Annotated in this window: 19 protein-coding genes; 8 read left to right on the top strand and 11 right to left on the bottom strand. The window is 58.5% G+C overall.

Annotated elements, in window-relative coordinates:
* Positions 1-6: 6 nt before the first annotated feature.
* Together G3I74_RS06035 and cysD are read right to left on the bottom strand one after the other, a co-directional pair.
* A complete protein-coding gene (locus tag G3I74_RS06035; RefSeq protein WP_164210685.1) occupies positions 7-2,196 on the bottom strand; it encodes an EAL domain-containing protein in 2,190 nt (729 codons plus the stop codon).
* Positions 2,197-3,093, bottom strand: coding sequence for a sulfate adenylyltransferase subunit CysD (gene cysD / locus G3I74_RS06040; protein ID WP_164210686.1), 897 nt, complete (start codon positions 3,091-3,093; stop codon positions 2,197-2,199).
* A gap of 146 nt (positions 3,094-3,239) precedes the next feature.
* Between cysD and G3I74_RS06045 the strand changes: the two genes are divergently transcribed.
* The 3 genes from G3I74_RS06045 to G3I74_RS06055 are packed head-to-tail and all read left to right on the top strand — an operon-like array spanning position 3,240 to position 6,974.
* The gene (locus G3I74_RS06045; protein WP_164210687.1) at positions 3,240-4,316 is read left to right on the top strand and encodes an MraY family glycosyltransferase; all 1,077 of its coding nucleotides are present in this window, start codon (positions 3,240-3,242) and stop codon (positions 4,314-4,316) included.
* 10 nt (positions 4,317-4,326) lie between these two features.
* On the top strand, positions 4,327-5,766 hold the full coding sequence (locus G3I74_RS06050; RefSeq protein ID WP_164210688.1) for a hypothetical protein: 1,440 nt from the start codon (positions 4,327-4,329) through the stop codon (positions 5,764-5,766).
* Entirely contained in the window at positions 5,745-6,974 is a 1,230-nt protein-coding gene (locus G3I74_RS06055) for a hypothetical protein (protein ID WP_203594585.1), read from the top strand. The genes G3I74_RS06050 and G3I74_RS06055 overlap by 22 nt, the downstream gene beginning before the upstream one ends.
* A 5-nt stretch (positions 6,975-6,979) precedes the next feature.
* Here the strand turns inward: G3I74_RS06055 and G3I74_RS06060 are convergent, their stop codons facing one another.
* Positions 6,980-7,783 carry a glycosyltransferase family 2 protein gene (locus tag G3I74_RS06060; RefSeq protein ID WP_164210690.1) on the bottom strand — a complete coding sequence of 268 codons (804 nt, stop codon included), beginning with the start codon at positions 7,781-7,783 and terminating at the stop codon, positions 6,980-6,982.
* 95 nt (positions 7,784-7,878) lie between these two features.
* Here G3I74_RS06060 and G3I74_RS06065 point away from each other — a divergent pair, with 95 nt between their 5' ends.
* Positions 7,879-9,648, top strand: a complete 1,770-nt coding sequence (locus G3I74_RS06065) for a hypothetical protein (RefSeq protein WP_164210691.1) — start codon at positions 7,879-7,881, stop codon at positions 9,646-9,648.
* A complete protein-coding gene (locus tag G3I74_RS06070; RefSeq protein ID WP_164210692.1) occupies positions 9,645-11,600 on the top strand; it encodes a hypothetical protein in 1,956 nt (651 codons plus the stop codon). Before G3I74_RS06065 ends, G3I74_RS06070 begins: the two co-directional genes overlap by 4 nt.
* Here the strand turns inward: G3I74_RS06070 and G3I74_RS06075 are convergent.
* On the bottom strand, positions 11,542-11,982 hold the full coding sequence (locus tag G3I74_RS06075; RefSeq protein ID WP_164210693.1) for a hypothetical protein: 441 nt from the start codon (positions 11,980-11,982) through the stop codon (positions 11,542-11,544). The genes G3I74_RS06070 and G3I74_RS06075 overlap by 59 nt on opposite strands.
* Here G3I74_RS06075 and G3I74_RS06080 point away from each other — a divergent pair.
* On the top strand, positions 11,962-12,858 hold the full coding sequence (locus G3I74_RS06080) for a glycosyltransferase (protein ID WP_164210694.1): 897 nt from the start codon (positions 11,962-11,964) through the stop codon (positions 12,856-12,858). The genes G3I74_RS06075 and G3I74_RS06080 overlap by 21 nt on opposite strands.
* Positions 12,859-12,867: 9 nt before the next feature.
* On the opposite strand, the gene G3I74_RS06085 is transcribed toward G3I74_RS06080, so the two are convergent.
* Both G3I74_RS06085 and glmS read right to left on the bottom strand, forming a co-directional pair.
* Positions 12,868-13,500, bottom strand: a complete 633-nt coding sequence (locus tag G3I74_RS06085; RefSeq protein WP_164210695.1) for a hypothetical protein — start codon at positions 13,498-13,500, stop codon at positions 12,868-12,870.
* A 4-nt stretch (positions 13,501-13,504) separates the two neighbouring features.
* Positions 13,505-15,349: a glutamine--fructose-6-phosphate transaminase (isomerizing) gene (glmS, locus tag G3I74_RS06090; RefSeq protein ID WP_239056661.1), complete on the bottom strand. Its 1,845-nt coding sequence runs from the start codon at positions 15,347-15,349 to the stop codon at positions 13,505-13,507.
* 86 nt (positions 15,350-15,435) lie between these two features.
* Here glmS and G3I74_RS06095 point away from each other — a divergent pair, with 86 nt between their 5' ends.
* A complete protein-coding gene (locus G3I74_RS06095) occupies positions 15,436-17,100 on the top strand; it encodes a PQQ-dependent sugar dehydrogenase (protein ID WP_164210696.1) in 1,665 nt (554 codons plus the stop codon).
* Positions 17,101-17,160: 60 nt separating this feature from the next.
* On the opposite strand, the gene G3I74_RS06100 is transcribed toward G3I74_RS06095, so the two are convergent.
* From G3I74_RS06100 to G3I74_RS06110, 3 genes are read right to left on the bottom strand one after another with little or no spacing between them, the layout of a single operon-like run.
* Positions 17,161-18,327: a nucleotide sugar dehydrogenase gene (locus G3I74_RS06100; protein ID WP_164210697.1), complete on the bottom strand. Its 1,167-nt coding sequence runs from the start codon at positions 18,325-18,327 to the stop codon at positions 17,161-17,163.
* A gap of 45 nt (positions 18,328-18,372) precedes the next feature.
* The gene (locus tag G3I74_RS06105) at positions 18,373-18,801 is read right to left on the bottom strand and encodes a PIN domain-containing protein (protein WP_239056662.1); all 429 of its coding nucleotides are present in this window, start codon (positions 18,799-18,801) and stop codon (positions 18,373-18,375) included.
* Entirely contained in the window at positions 18,779-19,009 is a 231-nt protein-coding gene (locus G3I74_RS06110) for a DUF6364 family protein (RefSeq protein WP_164210698.1), read from the bottom strand. The genes G3I74_RS06105 and G3I74_RS06110 overlap by 23 nt, the downstream gene beginning before the upstream one ends.
* 273 nt (positions 19,010-19,282) lie before the next feature.
* Here G3I74_RS06110 and G3I74_RS06115 point away from each other — a divergent pair, with 273 nt between their 5' ends.
* Positions 19,283-20,233 carry a type I phosphomannose isomerase catalytic subunit gene (locus G3I74_RS06115; RefSeq protein ID WP_164210699.1) on the top strand — a complete coding sequence of 317 codons (951 nt, stop codon included), beginning with the start codon at positions 19,283-19,285 and terminating at the stop codon, positions 20,231-20,233.
* A gap of 128 nt (positions 20,234-20,361) precedes the next feature.
* On the opposite strand, the gene G3I74_RS06120 is transcribed toward G3I74_RS06115, so the two are convergent.
* Together G3I74_RS06120 and G3I74_RS06125 are read right to left on the bottom strand one after the other, a co-directional pair.
* Entirely contained in the window at positions 20,362-22,206 is a 1,845-nt protein-coding gene (locus tag G3I74_RS06120) for a glycosyltransferase (protein WP_164210700.1), read from the bottom strand.
* A complete protein-coding gene (locus tag G3I74_RS06125) occupies positions 22,097-23,011 on the bottom strand; it encodes a hypothetical protein (RefSeq protein WP_164210701.1) in 915 nt (304 codons plus the stop codon). Before G3I74_RS06125 ends, G3I74_RS06120 begins: the two co-directional genes overlap by 110 nt.
* Positions 23,012-23,151: the final 140 nt, after the last annotated feature.

The raw sequence follows: 23,151 nt of genomic DNA on the forward strand, positions 1-23,151 counted from the left end.
AAAGGGTCAGTTTATCGGTAATCCATAGTGCCGGGCAAACTCCGCAAAGGGCGCCGGTCGGTCGAAAAGATAGCCCTGAAACACCGGGCAGCCCAGCTGCTTGAGCAGATCGCGGTGGGCCTCGGTTTCCACGCCTTCGGCCACCACGTCCATGTTCAGCGTCTTGGCCAGGGCGATGATGGTTTCGGTGATGCCGCGGTCGTTTTCATCAACCATCAGGTCGCGCACAAAGCCCTGATCGATCTTGACCTGACCGATCGGAAGGCGCTTCAGGTAGGCCAGCGAAGAGTACCCGGTCCCGAAATCATCCAGCGAGAAGCCAAGACCCAGGTCGCGTAGCGCCTTCATGCGGGCAGAAATCTCTCCCAGATCGCGGGCCAGGGCACTTTCGGTGATTTCAAGCTTCAGCGACGACGGGCGCAGGGGCTGATCGGCCAGCGTATCGGCCAGTTTTTCCATGGCAAAGAACTGATCGACTTCCTTTGCATTGATATCCAGCTGTAGCGCCGAAGACCGCAGTGGCTGATCGGCCAGTATGCCCGCCAGCTGTTCGACGAAATCGGGCTGCTCGAAGTGCTTGGCGCTGATGTTGACCGAAAGAGACAGCTGACGGGTGCGCTCGTCGGCGGCCCAGTGTAGCAACTGCTGCACTGCCATTCGCACCACTTTGTACCCAAGCTCCACGATCAGACCGCTGGCCTCGGCGATGGGAATGAATTCTCCGGGCGCAAGCAGTCCGCGCTCGGGATGCTGCCAGCGAATCAGCAGTTCCGCGCCCACCAGCCGACCTTCGGCATCGACCTGGCCCTGGTAGAAAGGCACCAGTTGCTCGGATTGAATCGCCTCGCGCAACTCGACTTCGATGCGGTGACGCTGGAGCAGGCCCGACTGCACCTGGGGATCGAAAAAAGCAAACGTGTTCTTGCCGGCCGACTTGGCCTGGTACATCGCGATGTCGGACTGCTGCATCAGTTCGTCGATGGACTGCTCCTGGCCAACGAACAGCACCGCACCCATGCTGGCGGTCACGCGATGCTCCAGCCGGCCATGCCCGAACGGCTCGGCGAGCGCGCTGAGGATCTTTTCGGCCACGCGCTCGACCCGCTCGGCAGCGTCCACCGGGTCGATCGAAAGATCGGCCAGCACCACCACGAACTCATCCCCGCCCAGCCGGGCGACCATGTCGGACTCGTACAGCGTGTTGGTCAGCGTGCGGGCAACGCGAATCAACAAGTCATCGCCCTGGCGCGGACCCAGGGTGTCGTTGATCAGCTTGAAATTATCGAGATCCAGAAACAGCAGCGCGTTGTACTGACGGCTGCGCTGCGATCCGGCCATACGGAACTTCAGCTGCTCCTCCACCAGACGGCGGTTGGGCAGGCCGGTCAGCGCATCCTGGAAGGACAATTGCTCGATGCGCTCCTGGAAACGCTTGTTTTCGGTGATGTCGGTCTGCAGGGCCATGAAGCCATCAAGTCTGCCCTCGCGGTCGAGCACCGGCGAGCAGGCGATATGCAGCCAGTATTCGCGGCCCGATTTCGTGTAATTGATGACTTCAACCCGGAACCCCTCGCCGGCGGCCAGCTGGCGGGCCATGTGCGCCACCGTTTCGGGATCGGTGTTTTCACCCTGTAGCAGATCACCGGGCTTTTGCCCTTGCATTTCTTCGAGGGAAAACCCGGTCATGCGCTCAGTGCCGTCGTTGACCCAGGTCACCCGCCCTTCGGCATCGGTAAAGATCACGCCATGCTGGGTCTGGGCAACGACCTCCGAAAGCTGCTCCAGCATGGTCTCCTGGGACTTGAATCCGGAAATGTCCTGCACCGTCGTGACCTTGAAGTGCCGGCCGTCGGCCGTGACCACGCGCCCCGCCGTGACCATCACGTTGCGGATCTCGCCGTTCTTGTGCTGGACGCGCCACTCACCGGCACTTTCCTCACCGCCGTCGATGTAATCATCGTGGGCGCGCCCCGCCGTCTCGCGCAGGTCTTCCGGCAGCACCTTGGTAAAGGGCTGCCCGATCAGCTCCTGGCGCTCGTAGCCGTAGGTGCGGCAGTAGGCGTCGTTGACCAGCACGAACCGGCGATGCTCGTCGGTCACGCAGATTCCGATATTGGCCGAGTTGTAGACACTCTGAAGAAAAACCAGCCGCTCGTTGGCCGGTATCCGAAGATCCCGGCTGACCGGATCGTCCACCTAGAAGTAACCTTCCATCTTTTTCTTCTCCATCGATGCCGACTCGTCGCGGTCGATCGCCCGGCCCTGACGCTCGGACGACGTCACGGCCAGCATTTCGGCGATCACCGCCTCCATCGTATCAGCATCCGACTCCACCGCCCCGGTAAAGGGGTAGCAGCCCAGCGTGCGGAAGCGCACCTTGCGCATCTTCACCTCGTCCGGGTCGACCGGCAGGCGGTCGTCGTCGACCATGATGATCAACCCGTCGCGGATCACGGTCGGGCGCTCGGCGGCCAGATAAAGCGCCGGGACCTGCACGTTTTCGCGGTAGATATACAGCCAGATATCGAGCTCGGTCCAGTTCGACAGCGGGAACACGCGCACGCTCTCACCGGAGTGGATGCGGGCGTTGTAGAGGTTCCACAGCTCCGGGCGCTGGTTTTTCGGGTCCCAGCGGTGCTGGGCGGTGCGGAAGGAAAACACCCGCTCCTTGGCGCGAGATTTTTCCTCATCGCGGCGCGCCCCACCCAGCGCGGCGTCGACCTTGTGCCGGGTCAGCGCCTGGCGCAGCGACTGGGTCAGCATCACGTCGGTGTGCACCGTGGCGCCGTGATCAATGGGGTTGATGCCCTGATCAAGGCCGTCCTGGTTCATGTGCGCGATCAGCCGGCAGCCGGTCTCCTCGGCGCGGCGGTCGCGAAACCCGATCATCTCGCCGAAATTCCAGCCGGTGTCGATGTGCATCAGCGTGATCGGCGGTGGTGCCGGGTAAAACGCCTTGACCAGCAGGTGCAGCAGGACCGAGGAGTCCTTGCCGACCGAATAGAGCATGATCGGGTTCTTGAAGCCGGCCGCGACTTCGCGAATGATGTGGATCGCCTCGGCTTCGAGGCGGTCGAGATGGCTGAGGTTCATTCCGGTGGTCGGCAAAATAGTCCCTTGGAGATTATCCCACAAACTCTCCCTGCTGTAGCGCGGTCTGGATCGTTCCATCGCGATCGACTCTGCTACACTTTCCTTAGGCGTAACAGGGGAGCAATCAGCATGCTCACCATGCGGGAATGCGCGTGATCGGACCTTTATCTGTTCAAAGCTGGCTGGCCGTGGGCGCAGGCTTCGTGTTTGTGTCCTTCCTGATTCCGCTGCTTTGCAGACCGGCCGAGTATTTGGGCTTGCTTGACCTGCCCAATGAACGTAAATTGCACGGAGAGCCGGTACCCATGATCGGCGGCATCGGCATGTTCATAGCCTTCTGTGCCAGTCTGCTGTTGATTCCAGAGCCGTTGCGGCCTTATGCCAGCCTGGTCATTGGTATGGGAATCCTGCTTGCCACCGGTCTGGTAGATGATGCCCTGGACATTACTCCAGCCTCCAAGCTGATCTTGCAGTTGTTGGCGGCTGTACTAATGGTTTCGTGGGGCGAGGTACAAGTCCATTCGTTCGGAGACCTGTTCGGCACTGGCGAGATCGAATTAGGCGAATGGGCTATTCCATTTACCGTTTTGGCCACGGTGTTCATGATCAACTCGATGAATATGGCTGACGGCACAGACGGCCTAGCGGGCGGGCTTTCGGTCCTGATTCTGGTATTTCTGGCCATTCTTGGAGCCGTAACTGGCGCACGCGAAGGCTTTGTCGCACTGAACCTGCTACTGGCCTCAACCACCTGCGGCTTTCTGCTTTTCAATCTGCGTACCCCATGGCGCAAAAAAGCCAGCGTCTTCATGGGTGATGCCGGCGCAATGATGCTGGGGTTTGCCATTGCCTGGCTGTCCGTTCACCTGGGACAGAAGTCTGCCGGAACGGTCTATCCCATCACTATCGCATGGGTGTTGGTTCTGCCCGTGACGGATCTGGTGACCAGTTATTTCCGACGTCTGATACGCGGCCAGAGTCCCTTTTCAGCCGACAGCGAGCATCTGCACCACATCCTCTTGCGGGCCGGATTTTCGGTTGGTGCGGTGGTCGGTTTGTTGTTCAGTTTCCAGATCTTGTTTTCGCTGATCGGACTAATGGGCTGGTATTTCGGGTGGCCCGAGAGCTACTTGTTTCTCGGACTGGCCTCAGTTTTCGTTCTACATTATGGGCTATCGATACGAGCCTGGAAACTCATGAAGTGGCTCAAAGTACATCGATAAGGGGACGGCGTTGGCCGAACTGGCCTTAACAGAAGCGTTGACTCTGCTGGCATTTTTGATATTGCCCTGCCTCGCCGTAATGCTGGTTGTAAGTCAGCTGCTCGATGCTAAAAAACCCGGTACCCGGTCAATAAAAATAGGCACCGCCCTGATCTTCGGCCCCTTGATGACGGCCCCGGCACTTGTGACCGCAAACGCCATCGGGCTTCGGATATCAACTTCGTCTGCTCTGACCGGTCTTTTCATAATCGCACTGGCAATATACTTGCCGACCTGGCTCGCAGGAGGCAAAAACCGGGTAGGACACTCCGAAAAACGCTCCACCGCTCAATTGCCGATTCTGATTTCAGAACGCACCGACCGGATGGTGATTGCGATAATGTTTGGCCTGATAGTCCTGCGACTTGCCTCCATACTGCCGGATCTTCTGCTCCGCCCTGTATTTCCCTGGGACGCTTGGAAAACCTGGGTCTGGAAAGCACGAGCATGGTTTGAAATCGGCGAAATCATTTCGTTCGCCAACGCCCGCGAATGGCTGTCTGCCCCGGCCAACGTCCATATCGTTGAGGGGACCAACCACCCGGACACAATATCGCTGGTGATGCTCTGGTCAGCCCTAGCCTTGGGCCGCTGGGATGATTCTCTGCTGGGCCTACCGTGGATTATGTGCACCATCGGCACAATGCTGTCTATTTACGGCGCTCTGCGTAGTCAGGGCCTGCCACCCGTACTAGCCTTAATCGGGCCTTACTTGTTCGTCTCGCTGCCGATGATAGCCACCCATACCGCGCTGTACGGATACGCGGACCTCTGGATGGCCGCGCTGTTTGCCGTGCTGACTGTCGGCATATTGCAGCAACAGATGACAGGCGGATTATTCGGCCTGCATCTAATCGGGGCCAGTATGATATTCATGGCTTTTGTCAAAGATACGGGTAGCTACTGGATCCCGATAATCATCGCGGCTCTATTGGCTAACGCGCTACCCAACCGATGGCTTTTTCGGCTGGGGCTAATTGGTTCGGGGATCGGACTCTCCCTGCTGGCACTGGGCATGGACCCCATAGCGTGGCTAACGCAGGAACGCTTTCATCTAGATCCTCAATCAGTTACCGCAGTATTCAGCGGTATCGCCCGCCATCTACTCCTATGGCACGACTGGCATTTGCTAGGCTACCTGCTGCCCTTTATTTTTTTGGCAGCTGCATTAGTAGGAACGCAGTCCCAACCAATACGCTCACTCCTTATTCTCGTGCTGATGTGCTTGGCTGGTCTACTGGTAGCATTTACCTTCTCACGAGCAGGGCAGTACGCAATCATCGGTACCCTTTTTAGCCGTATGTTCATGCACTTGGTACCCGCCGTTATTATTTTATCTACCCTCACGGCTTGGGAGTGGAAACTGGCAGCTACAAAAGGGAATAAGGAATGCACTGGCCCCTTCCTCTGATTCTGCGGTTGCCGCTCGCCATGTTGGTGACTGCCGTGGCCTTATGGGGCGGCTTTGTCGCCTGGGCACTGCATGGGGAAAATTACGGGACTTTGTTCCCGGATCTGATGATTGAACCGGATCCGCTGGATTGGCGTTTGACTGAGGGCAAGGGCGCTTTGTCGCCAGAAGGAATGGAAATTCATGAACCCGGTGATCGCGCGCGCTGGGTTCTTGCCATCAGACTCCCAACTATTTTGCATGCGAAAAGATATGACCGACTACAGGTGCTCACCAACAACGCTGGTCTTAATCATACATTGACGGTTCACTGGAGCCGTACCCCTCAATATCTGCCCGCTGGAGGCCTGCCACTTTCCGTTACCGAAAATGGTGTCTACGAGACTCGCCTTAGCGATCTTACGGGCTGGCAAGATCAAATATACTTTTTGGGATTAGAAAGCTTCGGAGCGCCAAGAAACCAATTTTCCATCAAAGCTCTACGGCTGCATCAGGCCAAGCCGGATCTGAGAAGCCTGCACCGACGCATCGCTGAAGATTGGTTTGCATTTCCAAGCTGGTCCCAACAAAGTATCAATTTCATCCGATCCGGTGCGGAGAAAAGCCACCTTTCGCTTCTAGTTGCCATAGCAATCTGGGTGCTTGCCACCGGGCTTGCATTGATGGCTCTGTCAACGAGCCGATGCCGTCAGGCGTTACCATGGTTAACTGTTCCCTTGGTATTTGGCTGGTTGATACTCGATCTGCGTTGGCAGATCACGCTGCTGGCCAATAGCGCTCAAGCCGTCACGCAACTTGCCTCACTGAGTTTAGACGAGAAACGGGAGGTTGGCCATGATGAAAATCTCTACCGCTTTCTGAATGCACTTTCGGATCTGGCTAACCCAGAGTTCGGCGGCCGAGTCTTCGCCATCGGCCGCAATGAATACTGGCGGACCCGTGTTCGATACCATCTACTTCCGCTTTCGGTCCGTACAGCAGGAAGCAATGAATGGAACCAAAATGTGGTCTCGGCGATGCAGCCAGGCGACGTCATCCTACTGCTCGACACGCCGGGCATCTCTAAAGATAAGCTGCCAGACGAACTGCGGTACCGAATTTTTCCAAATCAGGGTAAGAATACCTATCTCTTGGTCGAGCTAATAGCAAATACTGGCGACTTCAAAGCGTTCCGAGTACTGGAAAAGGCTGCGCGGCAGGAATCGTGAAGAGTTCAGTTGCCATTGCGATACCCACGAAGCGAATTAAGCACATGCGCTCCCAGCAATCTAATACTCCGACTCCACCCCAAGCATTCCTGGTTGCGATAGATCCGGTAAATATCCGCCGCCTTGCGTAACTTGGCTGTGGAAAGAGAATGAGCTTGAACCGAATAAACCGCTTCTACACCAGGATAGCGACGGGCAACGACACCGTCGCGCGTCAAGGCCAGCCAAAGGCCCCAGTCGTGGCCGCGCCTCACATTTGGCATGAAGCACTTCCCCAGTGAATTTTGATCGTAGGCTACGGTCAAGCATCCAATCGGACAGCCCTTCAGAAAGTCGGAATGACTTAGCTGGTCGGGTGCCAACACTGTTCCCAGAATGACACCAGAGCGTTGATCCCGTCGCATGTAGTCGCCGTAAGAAAACAGCGTGCCCGTCTCCTGCATGAACGCAATCTGGCGCGCGAGTTTAGACGAACCCCATTCGTCGTCGCTGTCAAGGAAGGCTATAAACCGGCCCTGGCAGCGTTCAATAGCGCGATTCCTGGCAGCTGCTGCGCCCAGATTTCCTTGTCGGACCACCGTCAAGTGGGGGTGTTCGTCTTGAAGCCGCTCAAGTACCTCGGCGGTCCCGTCGGTTGAGCCGTCGTCAACGATGATGTGCTCAAGGACCGGCAGCGTTTGCTCGGAAACAGAGCGTACTGTTCTTTCGATATCAGCACAAGCGTTGTAGGCGGGTGTGACCACGGAAACAGCGCTCGAATCAAGATCCGATCGCCCGGCCGAAAGCTTTGTTTCCAATTTTTGGCTCATTGCTGATATTGTATCCTCGCAGCCGGCCGCTCGGCTTCTGCCAGCGGGTTGCGTACCGCTATCACTTTTTATCCGGTAGACCGACGGAACTGACCATGTTCAACCTTGTCCATGAGACCAAGCTGGCCCTATCCTGGGTGTGGCGGGTATTGGCTGCTTTTTTCAGGGTCAGGCCATGGACCACAGCAGCGCTGATTAGCGCTTTTGCACTGAAGAACATCTTCTCCTTGCTGGCCGGTTTTCTGCCTCTAAAAGTCATTTTATTGGCAGGCTCAGACGGGGTTCCCCGCTACTTTCGCTTTTTTATGCCGGTCGATGCGGACAAGGTCCCTTGGATTATTGGCTTCAGCGCAGCCGCGGTGATCTTCTTTTTGCTTGTTATGGTCATGGAGGCCGTAGCGAAGAAACTATCCGCAACCGGTAGCTACGAGGTTTTGCAGGGCGCCAATGAGTTGGCCGTTGCAAGCAAGCAGCGAGAGGAAGCCGGGGGATATTTTTCTCAGTTTAGCGAGATTGCGGCCAACGTAGTGATCGCCTCGTTCGCGCTGACCTTGCTTGCAGCTGTCAACCTGGCAATATTTGTCACTTTCACCGGCCTGCTTTTGCTCGAATATCTTTTTACCGCCGGCGTGATGGCATTTACCGACCCACTCAAACCGGGAGCAATTCGAAAAGCGATTCAAAGCAAGGTTCGAAATTATCTAGGCTTGCTATTCTCTTTGAACTTCCTGGCCTGCTTTTTTGTATTACTTGTTCCTTTCCTGACCGGGGTGGGCGGTAACTTATTGCTCGCGATCCTGACTTTGCTGTTGCTGCGTCAAGCCAGCGGTGCGGTCGGCGGAATCATTCAGCACATCCGTAAGTTGTGGACCAAGCGCGCCGAGGTGAGCCCGCTCGTTTTTCGCGAGGAACGGACTCGCGAGAGCGAAAAGCTGACGACTCGAGAATTACGGCTGATGTTTGCACCTCGGCTGCGTACTGCGACAACCCTGAAACGGCTGAAGGCTACCGGAATTCCCGTCCGTTCCGTGGAGTCATGTTGGCAGGACCCGAAAATTCGTGGTGCTTACACCTTCCACGTCAAGGCGGAAATGGAAGAATCGGTAAAAAAAACCAAGGTCAGGCATTTCCAGCACCAGGTCTTCCCCGTTAGGCAATTGCATCTGCTTGAACACGAAGAGTTTCTTTTTTCCCGGATTTCCCGAAAATCGGTGCGCGCCCCCCTTGTGCTGAGTCGGTATGAAGATGAACCGTTTGCTTGCCAGGTCTGCGAATACGGCACCGGCAAAATCGTTGACGTGAAAGGCTGGCAGCGAAAATCGCTAGAAGTACTCGAAGAGCTCTGGTGCCTTGATTTATCGCGTGAACTGATTTCCGCTTATCGAACTGCGCATCCAGGCCTGGAAGCGCGCCTTTTGCCGGAGTTTCTGCAGCGCCTGGAGGTCGTGCTCGAAAGTGCAAGTCTGCAGCACGTATACCATACATTCCTTGATGCTTTGCCCCGCCTGCACTCAGTGGTCAGCCAAGTGCCACTGCATTTGCACAACCCGGACATGACTAATTCCCACGTCGTACTGGATGATGATGATCAGCCGCTGATAATGACGTGGACGCGCTGGCAATTGCTACCACTTGGTAGCGCATTGCCCGCCAACCTGACCCGGGAGCTACTGAAAGAAATGCTGGAACGGGTGTGTCTTAAGCGCAAAATCGATCCTGATTCACTTTTGCCCGCGCATCTTTTGCTGGTCAGGGACTGTCAAAAACTTGAAGACACCGTAAAGCGCGAACACTATCGGTCGGCTTTCTCGATCATGGAAAGCATCCTCGCCAATGAACTTGTGCTCGAGGCCATCGATCAGTGATATTCCGCCAAGCAGTCAAGGCCATCCCGGGTGCGGTCTGGCTGAAAAGAAAGCTTTTCGGCCTCGGTTTTTCTGGCACCGTCCACGTGCCGCTACGTCGCGCCAGCGACAGGGGCGCAGTTCCGGCAAGAAAACGCATTCCACGGCCACCGGACTTTCCCGCACAACCGCGTTTCGTGCTGTATCGCATTATCGGAAATGATCTGGTGCCGCGCCACCGAAAAGGCCAGGCGCGCGCGAACCTCCCATTCATCCTGCGGCACGAATCGAATTGGCCTGATTGCGAAAAATGGTTTTTAGTCAACCGCATCGTCGACAAGGACGAAGAGGCTGCCATCATCAGGCTACTGGAAAACGCTGGCTGTCGCTACCTGCACATTCCCTTCGAACACCAGGAATATGCCTCCTTTGGCTGGGACTTAAAGGGGGTTCCCCCAAGCTTCCTGCCAACCAACGGCGACTTTTATCGCTTGAAACCTGAGCAAAAAGCCCGCGTCATCGCGCGCTTAAACCGCCTGAAAATCAACTATTTCACCCACAATAACGGCGCCCGAAACATTGCGCTCGAACATGGCAGGTCACGCGCGGACTGGATATTGCCTTGGGACGGCAATTGTTTCCTAAGCGATGAAGCTTGGCATGAAATCCGCTCTGCGCTGCTTGAAAAGCCGGACACGCCTTACTGGCTTGTGCCAATGGCTCGCTGCACGGACAACAATTTGTTGTTGCAGTCGGACTTCCGTCCCCTGGCAACAGACGAACCACAGATAATATTTCGACGGGATGCCGAGGAATGTTTCGACGAGGAGTTCATCTATGGCCGGCGACCCAAGGTGGAGTTATTCTGGCGGCTTGGCGTGCCCGGGCCCTGGGATGACTGGGGGATAGAACCATGGGATCACCCATGCCCGCCTTTTTCTCCGGATGCGGGCGCATGGTCACAAACGGGATGGGTTGCGAGGCTATCGTCCGGCCGCCGGGATCTGGAAGCGAGCAAGAGCAGTGATTCCATTACCCCTGATTCGAACCGGGCCCTTATTCGGGCACAAGCCTGCATGGGACTGGTCGACCGGCTTGATCAAGAACTTATTTCAAGAAAGCTCAATAACGCACAACCCCTTCTAGGCACTAACAACACGCCGCCCCATGCACCGGAGGTGGTCAACCAGGCGCTGCGATATGCCGGATCGGCCTTCGCGCTTTGGGATGGAAGTCGTCAAAACATTGCGATGAGAAGCGCAATGCAGGCCTGTTTCACGCTGACACTGGCGTGCACCTACGATCGTGAGAAGGCAGATAAGGAGGCGACCAACGCCAACGGGCGGGAGCAGAAGGTCAGGCGCACGCTGGCTGAGCTGGTCGGCAGACTGACTGAAATAAGCAACTGCGATAAACGCCGGTTTCGCGTGCCGCGTTCGAGGCGTTCGCGTGACAAATTTTTTCCGGAGCTGGTTTTCATGCTCGATTGTCTCCGCTTAATGAAGGCATCTGACCCAGCATTTCATGAGATTGATCAGGGCCTTGCTGAATGGCTGCCAGCACGGGCGACTGCTTTGCAAGCCGCCTATCCTCTGGAGGGCGATGATCTAGCAGGCAGCTTGATGGAGAAAATAGCAATACACTACTATCTCGGCGATCTGATCGGCTTGAGAGATACGCTAAGGGACGCACAAGCCTGGCGACAGACCGGTGGGTCACAGATCGGTGGAAACGCACGTCAAAGGTCGGCGGCCCTGCTGCTTGATCTTGTGGGCCGACGCACATACGGCTTATCAAGCTGGCCCTCAATCGAGCAAACTCGTGACAATCAAACTGCAGAGGCTGGCGGAGCTATGGCTTGCACGCCTGTCACTCTCCAAACCTTGCGCATTCTGCAAGACAGTCGATTACGTCTCAGGGCTGACTCTGGGACTGCAACAAGCTCTCCAGCCGACCCAGCCAGAGACCAATAATGATGCCCCCGAATCCGGCCAATAAATTGGTCAACCAATCAGTCAGGCTCGCTTCCCGAAATGGCGTCCAGACCTGGACTCCTTCAAAAATCAGAGTCACAAAAAGGACGATCGCAGCCACAGTCAATCCAGGACGCGCCTGGAGCTGGAAAGCCAGCATTACCATCAGAGCAACAAAGGAGAATGCCAGGCTTTCCGGGGCACGGCCGGGTAAGAAATTCAACGCATTACCCACACCCGGCCACAGCAACCCCAGAAGCACGCCAAGAAAAACACCTGACAATGCCACAAAGACCAGTGTAAATGCGGTCAACTGATTTTTCTTGTGGGCGAGAATCATGATAAACAGATTGTAATGCAAATGTCGCCATCTGATCGACATGATCAGCTTTCGTTCGTTTTCTCCATCCCGCTGATCCCGCGTGCGCGGGCAAACGACTGGAACAAGGTCGTCCTGAATCTCTCGCTGACCCTGCAGAGTTTGCAGAATCAAACCGACCCAGACTGGATGGCCGTCATTTGCGGCCATGAAACCCCGGATGTTCCGGAGCTCAACGACCCGCGAATTCATGCGTTGCAGACACCCCAATTACCGGTCGAATCAATAGCGCAAGGTTCTACCGACAAGTACCGAAAGCGCAGGCATATTGCCTCATGGCTGAAGCAAAATGACTATTGCAATGTCATGATTTTTGGGCTTGATGCAGACGATTGGGTTCATTACGAGTTCGTTCGTACATGCAAGCGCCTGACACGTTCCGGCATAAAAGGCCTCCTGATCAACGCGGGATATCGGGTGGATTTTCTATCAGGACGGGGTGAAATCATTAGTCAGAACTTCTTCAAAGGATGCGGGTCTTGCTTTGTAGGACAATTTGGCTGTGAAGATCTGCCAGAAAGCCACGCCGATAGAAAAGCAAGCTACAGCCAGATTGCCTGTGGTCATCATGCTCGGCAGGGTGAACGAGCGGAAAAACTGGGCTTCTCGGTCGGTGCGGTCGATTGGCCGTGCATTGCCTATACAATCAATCACTCCGAGAGCCTTCGCGGGCTCAAGACAGGGGGTCGCATTAGGTCATTGATGCGCCATCGAGAACAGCTCTCTCGAAAATTCATGGGAAAAATCATTCGCGATGAATTTGGCGTACTGCCGCCTGTACTGGAACGTAGTCGACTGATGCGTTCATTACATTTTGTTCGGTATTCATCTACTGTGCTGTTCAAAAGAGCGATAAGAGTGATGAAACGAATAAGTTAAAACAACGTTTTACATCCCGGGCTTGTATTTGAATTCATCAAATACTGCCATGCATTGATCCGCGTCCACTGATGGTGGCCGAACAAATTCCGCCATGCCGCCATGAATAGCCTTTGGACGAATCAGTTGCTCAATGACGTGATAGCGAGGCCTTTTCGCATAGTCATCGAACAATAATGTGGTGCCAGGGTTTGCCTTCAACATTGAATACGCCAGACACGAGACTCGAAAGCGGCCGTCAATGAGAATCAGGCTGGGTGAGTGGCGCACACTCTCTACATAAGACCAGACCTGGGTTGCGTACCCAGGCCATTGAAGCTTTTTGGAAGAATCAACGGGATAGCCAAGTTTCTTCGTGGGTCCGATATCAACGTAGACCGAAACAATCTGGGTCTTTTTGTTGTAACTTCTGGCCTGTTCAGCCGTTTTGTCCAGAAACGCCCGGTCTGATTCGACGGAATAAACATGAGCACAACCGCAATACGCGGCTAGCAGTGTCGATCCACCCGACCCATACTCCAGGTAAGTTTCTGCATTATTGAGGGCATTATGCAGAAATTCGACTGCCGAATCCGGCATCCAGGGTGCCGGAGCTTTGACTTTCCGGAACAGCTGGAAGCCGGGTTTTTTCAGTTTCCACATGAAATTATTCCACCGTCACGCTCTTGGCCAGGTTGCGCGGCATGTCGACGTCGTTGCCGAGCCGGACGGCGATCTCCAGCGCCAGCAGCTGAAGGACGACCATCATCTCGAAAAACTCGAGCATGGGGTGGTCGTAGGCCCGAATCTGGATGATGTCGTCGGCCAGCTCGAAGTACTCGGTGGTGATGGCGACGATGGTGGCATCGCGCGCCGAGAGCTCTTCGACGTTGCTCTTGATCTTTTCGTGCAGGCAGCTGCGCGGCATCAGGGCGACGGTGAACAGCTCGGCGTCGGCGAGCGCGATCGGGCCGTGCTTCATCTCGCCGGCCGGGTAGCCTTCGGCGTGCAGATAGCTGATTTCCTTAAGCTTTAGGGCGCCTTCCAGGGCCAGCGGGTAGAAGATATCGCGGCCGATGAAGAAAAATCCGTGGCCGTGCAGGTAGCGCTTGGACAGCCGGTGCAGGCGGTCGTGAACGCGCGGCTGAACCTTGACCGCCACGCGCACCCGGCGCAGGGCGTCGAGCTCGCGCGCCAGCGTCTCCTCACTCAACTCCGACCTGGCCTGCCCCCAGTAGATCGCCAGCAGCCACAACGCCATCACCTGGGCGGTAAAGGCCTTGGTCGAGGCCACGCCCTTCTCGATGCCGGCCCTGAGCAGCACGGTGTGCGAGGCCGCCCGGACGATGGAGCTGTTGTCGACGTTGCACAACGCCAGCGTCTCCAGGCCCTGGGCCGAGGCCAGCTTGAGCGCCTCGAGCGTATCGGCGGTCTCGCCGGACTGGGAAATGACGGCGAACAGGCCCGTGGGGTCCAGGATGGGCTCGCGATAGCGAAACTCGCTGGCGATCTCGACCCGGGTCGGCACCTTGGCCAGGCGCTCGAGCAGGTAGGCGCCGGTGAGGGCTGCGTGATAGCTGGTGCCGCAAGCACACAGGGTGATCGAGGAGAAGCGCTTGAGCCAGTCGGCGGGCAGCTCGTCAAGCCGGATTCCGCCCTTGCCGATGCGCCCGGTGAGGATGTCGGAGACCACGGCCGACTGCTCGTAGGTCTCCTTTTCCATAAAGTAGCGAAAGCCTTCTTTCTGCGCCGCCGCGCTGGTGGCCGGCAGCGGCTTAGGCTGCGGATCGACGGCCTGGCCACTGTCGTCAAATAGCTGAAGCGCATCGACGCCGGCCACGCCCCACTGCCCGTCTTCCAGGTACACCGCCTGCTCGCACCGGCCCACCATGGCGGCATCGGAAGAGGCGAAATGGCAGCCTGAGTCGGTCATGGAAAGCTGCAGCGGCGAGCCCTGGCGGGCGAAAAAGATCTCGCCGGGGCGGGTCTCGGTGACCAGCAAAATGGCGTACGCGCCGTGCAGCGCGTTGAGCGTGGCGCGAAAAGCCTTGAGCGCGGCCTCCTCGCCCGGCGCCTGCTGGGCCAGAAACGCCTCGAACAGGTGGACGATGACTTCCGTATCGGTCTGGCTCAAAAAATCGCCCGGCACCTGATCGCGCAGGGTCAGGTGGTTTTCGATAATGCCGTTGTGGACGACCTGGCTGTGGGTCAAACCGTGCGGATGGGCGTTGGCCTCGGTCGGCTTGCCGTGGGTGGCCCAGCGGGTGTGGCCGATGCCGGCCACGGCGCCGGAGGTGGTGTAATCACCGACCCGGTCGACCAGATGGTCCAGCTTGCCCACCGCCCGAAACCGCCGCAGGCCAGAGCCTTCCAGCAGCGCGATGCCGGCCGAGTCGTAGCCGCGGTACTCGAGCTCGCGCAGGCCCTCCAAAAGGATGGCGGTGGCCTCCTGCTGGCCTATGTAACCCACGATGCCGCACATGGCGCCGATCAGCTCCCTTGTTTTTGCCAATCGATAACGATACCACTGCCAGAGGCTATTCAGGCATATCCCGGCGCTGGAAAATAGCGGATCGGGAAAGATGTATGATCAGAGGGGTGAACCCGAAACGCGCCATCGGCAGCCTGCTCACCGCGACCCTGACGCTCGCAGCGGTCGGGGCTTTTGCTGGCGAGCCGAGCGGATGCACCTCGCTCGATGCGGTCGCCGTCACCTCAGCCGTGGACTTTAGCAGCGATATCCAGCCGATCTTCCATGCGCAGTGCACCTCCTGCCACCAGCCCGACAGCAGCGGCGATCTGAACCTGCTGCCCGGCGCTGCCTGGGATTCGCTGGTCGAGCAGCCCTCGACCCGCAATCCCGGCGAGCTGCTGGTCGATCCGTTTGCCCCGGAGCGCAGCGTGCTGTTCCATTCGGTCAACTGCGACGACCCCGGCGGGCCGTTTTTCCGCATGGGCAGCCTCAGCATGCAAGAGCAGGGGCTGATCCGCGACTGGATTAACCAGGGCGCCCACCGCGAGCCTTTTGTGCCGGCGGTGCCAGCGGATGTGGCCTTGCGTGAAGTCTTCCCGGCAGACAGTTTTGCCAATGCGCTGGGGCTGGTCAATGCCGGTGACGGCTCTGAGCGGCTTTTCGTGGTTCGTCAGAACGGGGTGATCGAGACCTTTGCGCGCGATGGCTCGGTCAGTGATTTCATGACCGTGCCCAGCCCGGTGTCCAGCGGCGGCGAACGCGGCCTGCTGGGTCTGGCTTTCCATCCGGACTTCGGCAGCAACGGGCGCTTTTTCCTCAACTACACCGCGGGCACCGAGCACCCCTCGGGCGCCGCGACCGGCGACACCGTCATCGCCGAGTTTCAAGTCGACCCGGATACCGGCGAGGCCGACCCGGCCAGCGAACAGGTGCTGATGACGATAAGCCAGGACTTCAGCAACCACAACGGCGGTCAGATCAAGTTCGGGCCGGATGGCTACCTGTACATTGGCATGGGCGACGGCGGCAGCGGCGGCGACCCCTGCGACCGCGCCCAGACCCTGGACCCGGGGCAGATCAGCACCGAGGGCGACTGCAAAAACGACTCCAGCGTGGCTCTGCTCGGGAAAATGCTGCGCATCGATATCGACAACACCACCCCCGCCGGCAGCAACTCGCTGTGCGCCGCCGCTCCCGATGGCTCGGCGCCGTACGCGGTACCGGACGACAACCCGTTCCTGGGCCAGCCAGCCTGCGCCGAAGTCTGGGCCCTGGGCCTGCGCAACCCGTGGCGCTGGAGTTTCGACCGCCAGACCGGCGATCTGTGGATCGGAGACGTCGGCCAGAACCGCTGGGAAGAAGTCAGCTATCAGCCGGCGACCGAACCGGCTGGCGCAAATTTTGGCTGGCGGCGCTGCGAGGGACCCTACGTCTACCCGGCGCAGACACCGCCCGAACGGTGCGCGTTCGACCACCGCTTCCCGGTGCTGTCCTACACCACCTCGAATAACCCGGAATGTTCAGTCACCGGCGGCTACCGCTACCGCGGACCGATCCACAGCCTGCAGGGTGCTTATGTTTACGGCGACTACTGCTCCGGACGCATCTGGCTGGCCTGGCAGACCGGCCCCGACCAGTTCGAGACGCTTGAATTCTCGGTCGAAGGCGTGGATCTGCGAAGCTTCGGCGAGGACGAGAACGGCAACCTGTACGTCGTGCGCGACGGGGGGATCTGGCGATTCATCGGCGATGAGATTTTTGGCGATCGGTTTGAGGAGGGAGAAGAGTAGCTTGGGGGAGAGATCCCGGAGATTCGCTGCGCGAATTCCGGGATGACAGTGTTGAGCCCTCTAGTCCACCCCAAACAAATCCCGCGTGTACACCTTGTCCGCAACATCCGCCAGCTCCGGCGAGCGGCGGTTGGTGACAATGACATCGGCGCGAGCCTTGAACTCGGCCAGATCGGTGAGTACGGGGGAGCGGAAGAAATCGGGCTGGTCGAGTTCGGGCTCGTATACGATCACGTCGACCCCCTTGGCCTTGATCCGCTTCATGATGCCCTGGATAGACGAGTCGCGGAAATTGTCCGAGCCGGCCTTCATGATCAGCCGGTACACCCCCACCACCGCCGGCTTGCGCCGGAGGATGGCGTTGGCGACGAAATCCTTGCGCGTGGTGTTGGCATCGACGATGGCCTGGATCATGTTGTTGGGCACATCGCGGTAGTTGGCCAGCAGCTGGCGGGTGTCTTTGGGCAGGCAATAGCCGCCGTAGCCGAACGACGGGTTGTTGTAGTGGTTACCGATGCGCGGGTCCAGGCACACCCCGTCGATGATCTGGCGAGTATCAAGGTCGTGGTTTTCGGCGTAGCTGTCGAGCTCGTTGAAAAACGCCACCCGCATAGCAAGATAGGTATTGGCAAACAGCTTGATGGCCTCGGCCTCGGTGCTGTCGGTCAAAAGCAGCGGGATATCGTCTTTTACCGCCCCCTGCACCAGCAGATCGGCAAAGCCTTGCGCGCGCGCCGAGCGCTCGCCCACCACGATGCGCGAGGGATGCAGGTTATCGTACAAGGCCCGCCCCTCGCGCAGAAACTCCGGCGAAAAGATCAGGTTGTCGATCCCCAGCCGCTGTTTCAACCCTGCCGTATAACCCACCGGCACGGTAGACTTGATCACCATCAGCGCCTTTGGATTGACCGCAAGCACCTGCTCGACCACTGCCTCGACCGAAGAGGTATCGAAATAGTTGGTGTCCGGATCGTAGTTGGTGGGTGTTGCAATCACCACAATATCCGCCTGCGCATACGCCGCATCACCATCCAGCGTAGCGCGGAAATCCAGCTCCCGGTTGGCCAGGAAATCGCTGATCTCGGCATCGATGATCGGCGAGATACCGCGATTGAGCATCTCGACCTTTTCTTCGACGATATCGACAGCGACCACCCGATGATGCTGCGCCAGCAGCATCGCGTTGGACAAGCCCACATAGCCGGTGCCGGCTATGGCAATGTTCATGGTTTGCATATCCAGATCACTTCCTTTAAAACCGATTGGCAGATTTCATGGCAACACAAAGGGATTGACGATTTTCAGCCCAGCGAACCGGCGTCCGGCTTGCATATCCTCCGAAAACAAGACATCACAATCAGCCCGCAGAGCCATCTGCACGATCATCGCATCCCAAAACGGCAGCTTGTGTTCGACAGCCAGACGCGCGGCAGAGACCACGTCGTCGGCTAAAGGGCTCATCACGCCGGCCTTGGCGAACAACATCAGCTTTTCCGTCGCAATGCTGCTGTCGACACCGAGCTTGCGGGTAACCGACCAGAAATATTCTTGCAGCACCTGAATTGAAACGACCGCCAAGCCCTCACTGCGCTGGGCCTGCCAGAGGGCCAATGCGCTCTCCTGCTTGGCCGAGGCCTGCGCGTCATCGGTGTAGACTAGAATGTTGCTGTCGAAAAAGCTACGACCGGCCATGAATTTCATCGCGGTTAAAGCGCCACGCCCCCCGATGACCACGCGACAGCTTGCTCAACTCGCGTAACCGCTCGAACTCATTGCTCGGCTCGCGATGCCCGGCCAGTTCTTCAAGGTGATCCCGAATCAATTGATTCAGACTCTTGCCGCGCCGGGCCGCTTCGCTTCTTGCCCTTTCAATCACCGTTTCGTCGGCCGATAAAGTGATGTTTTTCATCCATATTAATTATGTGCGCACAGGCACACATAATAGCATAGGGATTGCACCGGGGTGGTTGTCAAGATACCTGTCGCCCCGGCCCTAACCCGGGGCCTGTGCGGGCTTGCTCCGGCGCCTCGACCATCAACCGGAAATTTTCTTTGCAGGCCAACTGCGCCGTCACCAGTCCGCCGCTGGGCGGTCGGCCAGTTAAAGCCATAGTTTAGCGCTTAGGCATTATCATTCAGCATTGATGCAAAGGCAGTACTTGGGCGAACGGGGAGTAAACCCATGAACACCATTCAATTCAAACCCATCTACCAGGAGCGCGTCTGGGGCGGGCGCTGGTTGGCGGGGAAGTTTGGTCGCGAGCTGCCCGGGGCTAATCCCGTCGGGGAATCCTGGGAGATGGTCGACCGGCCGGAAGCCCAATCGGTCTGCACGCGCACGGGCAAGACCCTGCGCGAACTGCTACAGCAGCACTCGGCTGAGATCATGGGCCCGCTGTACGATCCGGCGCAGCCCTTCCCCATCCTGGTCAAGTGGCTCGATTGCAGCGATCGACTGAGCCTGCAGGTCCACCCACCCGCCAAGATCGCCGCGGAACTGGATGGCGAGCCGAAGACCGAATGCTGGTACCTGGCCGACACCACGCCGGATGCAGCCCTGATTGTCGGCTTGAAGCGTGGGGTAACACGAGAGAATTTCGAGCAAGCGATCCAGGACGAAGCCCTGGAGCCGCTGCTGCACCGCTTCCCGGTCAAGCCGGGTGAGTCGATCCTGTTGGAAAGCGGCCGCCTGCACGCGATTGATGCCGGCAACCTGATCCTGGAAATCCAGCAGAACTCGGACACCACATACCGGGTGTATGACTGGGGCAGAAAAGGGCTGGACGGCAAGCCACGCCAGTTGCACGTCACTCAGAGCCTGAAGTCCATCGACTTCGAAGATTTCGAGCCGGCGGTGACGCCGGCGTCCAGCGAAGAGAGTGAAAGCGTTCTGGCCGAATGCCCGCAGTTCCGGATTCGGCAACGGCAGTTTGTCGAAGGAGAACGCTTTGGCCCACCGAGAGCACGCGAGCCGATGATCCTCAGCGTCGTGGAAGGCGAACTACGCGAGGGAGAAAGCGGGGAGGTTTACACGGCGGGCGCGAATCTGCTGCTGCCTTATGCGTGGGATGGCGAATTGATTTGCAGCGGATGCTGCATGGCGCTGGTCACCGACCGGTTTGTTGATGTGTAGATCCCGGATATCGCCTGCGGCGATTCCGGGATGACAGGTCTCCAACATGGATGGCACAGTTTCGCTCTGGAAAGCGCCACCTTAAACGTCGTCCCGGCCGTAGCAAGGCGAAGAGCCGGGACCTCGAATCACGCCGTGATTCGCCCCCACTTCATGCCGCGGCCCGTTCGCTCCGCACCGGCGCGATACCTTGCCAGTTCGGAATTCGTCGTTGCGCAGACCCGCTCCAATGCGTTGGCCAGTTCGGCCTGATCTCGATACAACAACCCATTCCACCCCGGTACGACATAGGCCGGCAAGGACCCCTTGTCAGGCGCGATGACCGGCAGGCCCATGCCGTAGAGATGAAACATGGCGCCGGAAGTGAGGATGGCACGGTAGGTCAAAAGGCCAAAATCCGCGGCACAGGCCAGATGTTGTAGCTCAAAGTTGGGTACGAAGCGGTTGATGAACAGCGTCTGGTCCGGATAGCGCTCCAGCAGATCGCGGACCTCAGGCGAGGAAATCCGTCCGGCCACCACCAGGCGAGCTTTTCCATATTCGGCCAGGCGTTCCAGAATCACCGGCAGCCAGTCTTCCAGACCCTTGTATGGGCGAATCTGGCCGAACCAAAGAAGCACACGCTCATCAGCAGCGAGCCCCAGACGCTGCCGCGCCAGCGTGCGGTCGATGCCGCCGGTAAAAGCGTTGACGTAAGGCCCATGCTCACATAGCCAGGGCCGCACCTTGTCAGGCAACCAGTCGAGCTGATACGCAAGCAGCGGGTGATGCAAATAGACCCGATCGACCACCTCGGCCAGCTCGGCGCGCAATCGGGCTTCCGCCTGCGGCTGCGTGCAGTCATGGTTCAGGCGGTTATGTACCGTCCAGTAAACGGCAAACCCGCGGTCTTTCAGGCCGCGAACGACGCGCAGGAAGTGTTCGGCGGCCTGCTCAAACGATAAACCCGGGTCGTTAAAGGCAGCATTGAGCCAATACAGATGGACGATATTGGCGCAACCGGCCTGCGGCACCAGGGTTTCCAGCGCCGCCAGGTCTGCTGCAGGCTCTACCTGAATCCCGGGGCGCCGGCAGCCCCAGTACAGCAAATCCTGATACCTGTTGGTCCTGGTGTAGTCCGGGAAATACACCAAGCGTGCTGGGGTAGACTTTTCGATCCCCGCGTGCGGCAACCTAAGGGCGCCCACGGCCCGGACTATCTCTTCCAGCGGCACAGCAAAGCGATACACCTGTTGCAGTCCGCGCCAAAAGCCTTCCGGATCCTGCGCATGAATGCCATGCAAAAGCTTGTGTTCGAGCTTTGCATCCCGGCCCAGCCGACGCTGCATCAACGCAAGCCCGATCAGCGGCATAACGCTGCCATCGAGCAAATGCCAGTCCACCAGCAACGAGCGCCACCCAGATGCTGCCCGGGCCGAATTTGTATCATCAGGCTTCGCGCCCGCCAGAAAGGCATGCAACCAGTCCAGCAATCGCGACTGTAGTCGGGCCAGCACAACCGACACCCCGGCATGCAATAACTCAGGTGCGAGCGGCTCGAACTGTGCCAAACCGAAGTAGCGCCGGGCATGCGCAGCGGCCAACTTGCGAGTGGCCGCAACATCCAGCCCCGAATCGTCGGGCAGCGCATTCAAGCGCACCAGACACAACATGACACCGAACCAATTGTCGGTTTGGATAAAACGGGACAGATCCAGCCACGGGAGCGCATGGAGCCCTTGCCCAAAAGCACCCGAGGCTACAATTGGCCCATAACGTGCCAGGATAACCTGGTCGAAACGCCGCGCGCTCGGATCCTGATGCCAATAAGAATCCTCGCGCTTCAGGTACAGCCCCAGCGGCTCGGGCGTATGGTAGTAACGGCTACCGCCATCGGCGCAGCGCAGCCAGTACTCCCAATCGGCCGAGGGGCCGTACTGCGCCTCGTTGAAAAAACCGCGCAAGCCATGCAAGCCCCGTCGCCACAGCGGCATGCAGTGCGGGATATTGCACGGACGCAGGTGTCCCCCCAACCTCACGGACCAAATCCGGCCCACTATATTCCGTCTCGGAGTACTCCGCGAAAAACACCCGACCATCGGCCCAGTCATCCCAGTCCTGATTGTCCACGGCCGTCACCCGCAGGGCCGCACTGGCCAGATCCACACCTGGCCGCTCATCCAGCGCTGAACGCAGACGCCGGACCTGCTGCGGATGGCGCCGATCGTCCACGTTGGCGTTGGACAGGTAGCGCCCGCGGGCCAGGCAGCAGGCCAGGTTCCAGGTGGCGTACAAACCCGGATCCTGCGCCAGGTTCAGATACACCGCCCCCGGCCAGCTGCGCGCATGCGCCAGCAGCACGCCGTGTTCATCGCCCGGTGAACCTGGCCGAACCAGCCAGTGTTCCATCTCCCGATACCCGGTCAGTCCCGCGCAGTTGTCCAGAAAATGGTCGAGAAACCGATCGGCCTTGAACACCGACGAAACCAGCGATACCGCCGGCTGCCATGGCGTCAGCCGCTGGAGAGCACGATCCACCGGAGCGCCCGACTTTTCGTCGAGCACCGAACAAGCCATCGCCCGCACCCGTGCCCGAAAACCCGACATCCAGCCTCCGTCCCAGAACCACTCCGCGGCCACAGCCGACAACGGCCCGGCGGAAAAAACGCAGACCTCACGCGCCTGCCGCATCAGCGCCGAGCTCACCACCCCGGCCGACGACACCACCGCAAAGCGCCGCGTCGGATCCAGCTCGAGCCCGTCGCCAGGCGAAACCGCAACATCGCAACCTTCGCTCATCGCCACCAAGGCGTCCGTCAGGCCCGGTGCTGCCCCCTCCAGCACCAACTCCCCACCCGACATGGCCTCCAGAATGCAAAAGCCCCAGACCGACCAAATCAGCTGGTCGACTGGGGCAACATCGTGGAGGGCGATTTTCA

It is taken from the genome of Wenzhouxiangella limi, assembly GCF_010499265.1.
Taxonomy (GTDB): Bacteria; Pseudomonadota; Gammaproteobacteria; order Xanthomonadales; family Wenzhouxiangellaceae; genus Wenzhouxiangella; species Wenzhouxiangella limi.

What these genes read in the sequence shown, in the direction of transcription:
- G3I74_RS06115 (WP_164210699.1), top strand. Translation starts at nt 19,283, where the DNA reads ATGAACACCATTCAATTCAAACCCATCTACCAGGAGCGCGTCTGGGGC.
- cysD (WP_164210686.1), bottom strand. Translation starts at nt 3,093, where the DNA reads ATGAACCTCAGCCATCTCGACCGCCTCGAAGCCGAGGCGATCCACATC.
- G3I74_RS06060 (WP_164210690.1), bottom strand. Translation starts at nt 7,783, where the DNA reads ATGAGCCAAAAATTGGAAACAAAGCTTTCGGCCGGGCGATCGGATCTT.
- G3I74_RS06100 (WP_164210697.1), bottom strand. Translation starts at nt 18,327, where the DNA reads ATGAACATTGCCATAGCCGGCACCGGCTATGTGGGCTTGTCCAACGCG.
- G3I74_RS06075 (WP_164210693.1), bottom strand. Translation starts at nt 11,982, where the DNA reads ATGTCGATCAGATGGCGACATTTGCATTACAATCTGTTTATCATGATT.
- G3I74_RS06055 (WP_203594585.1), top strand. Translation starts at nt 5,745, where the DNA reads ATGCACTGGCCCCTTCCTCTGATTCTGCGGTTGCCGCTCGCCATGTTG.
- G3I74_RS06080 (WP_164210694.1), top strand. Translation starts at nt 11,962, where the DNA reads ATGTCGCCATCTGATCGACATGATCAGCTTTCGTTCGTTTTCTCCATC.
- G3I74_RS06120 (WP_164210700.1), bottom strand. Translation starts at nt 22,206, where the DNA reads ATGCCGCTGTGGCGACGGGGCTTGCATGGCTTGCGCGGTTTTTTCAAC.
- G3I74_RS06110 (WP_164210698.1), bottom strand. Translation starts at nt 19,009, where the DNA reads ATGAAAAACATCACTTTATCGGCCGACGAAACGGTGATTGAAAGGGCA.
- G3I74_RS06045 (WP_164210687.1), top strand. Translation starts at nt 3,240, where the DNA reads ATGCGCGTGATCGGACCTTTATCTGTTCAAAGCTGGCTGGCCGTGGGC.
- G3I74_RS06105 (WP_239056662.1), bottom strand. Translation starts at nt 18,801, where the DNA reads ATGAAATTCATGGCCGGTCGTAGCTTTTTCGACAGCAACATTCTAGTC.
- G3I74_RS06125 (WP_164210701.1), bottom strand. Translation starts at nt 23,011, where the DNA reads ATGAGCGAAGGTTGCGATGTTGCGGTTTCGCCTGGCGACGGGCTCGAG.
- G3I74_RS06085 (WP_164210695.1), bottom strand. Translation starts at nt 13,500, where the DNA reads ATGTGGAAACTGAAAAAACCCGGCTTCCAGCTGTTCCGGAAAGTCAAA.
- G3I74_RS06065 (WP_164210691.1), top strand. Translation starts at nt 7,879, where the DNA reads ATGTTCAACCTTGTCCATGAGACCAAGCTGGCCCTATCCTGGGTGTGG.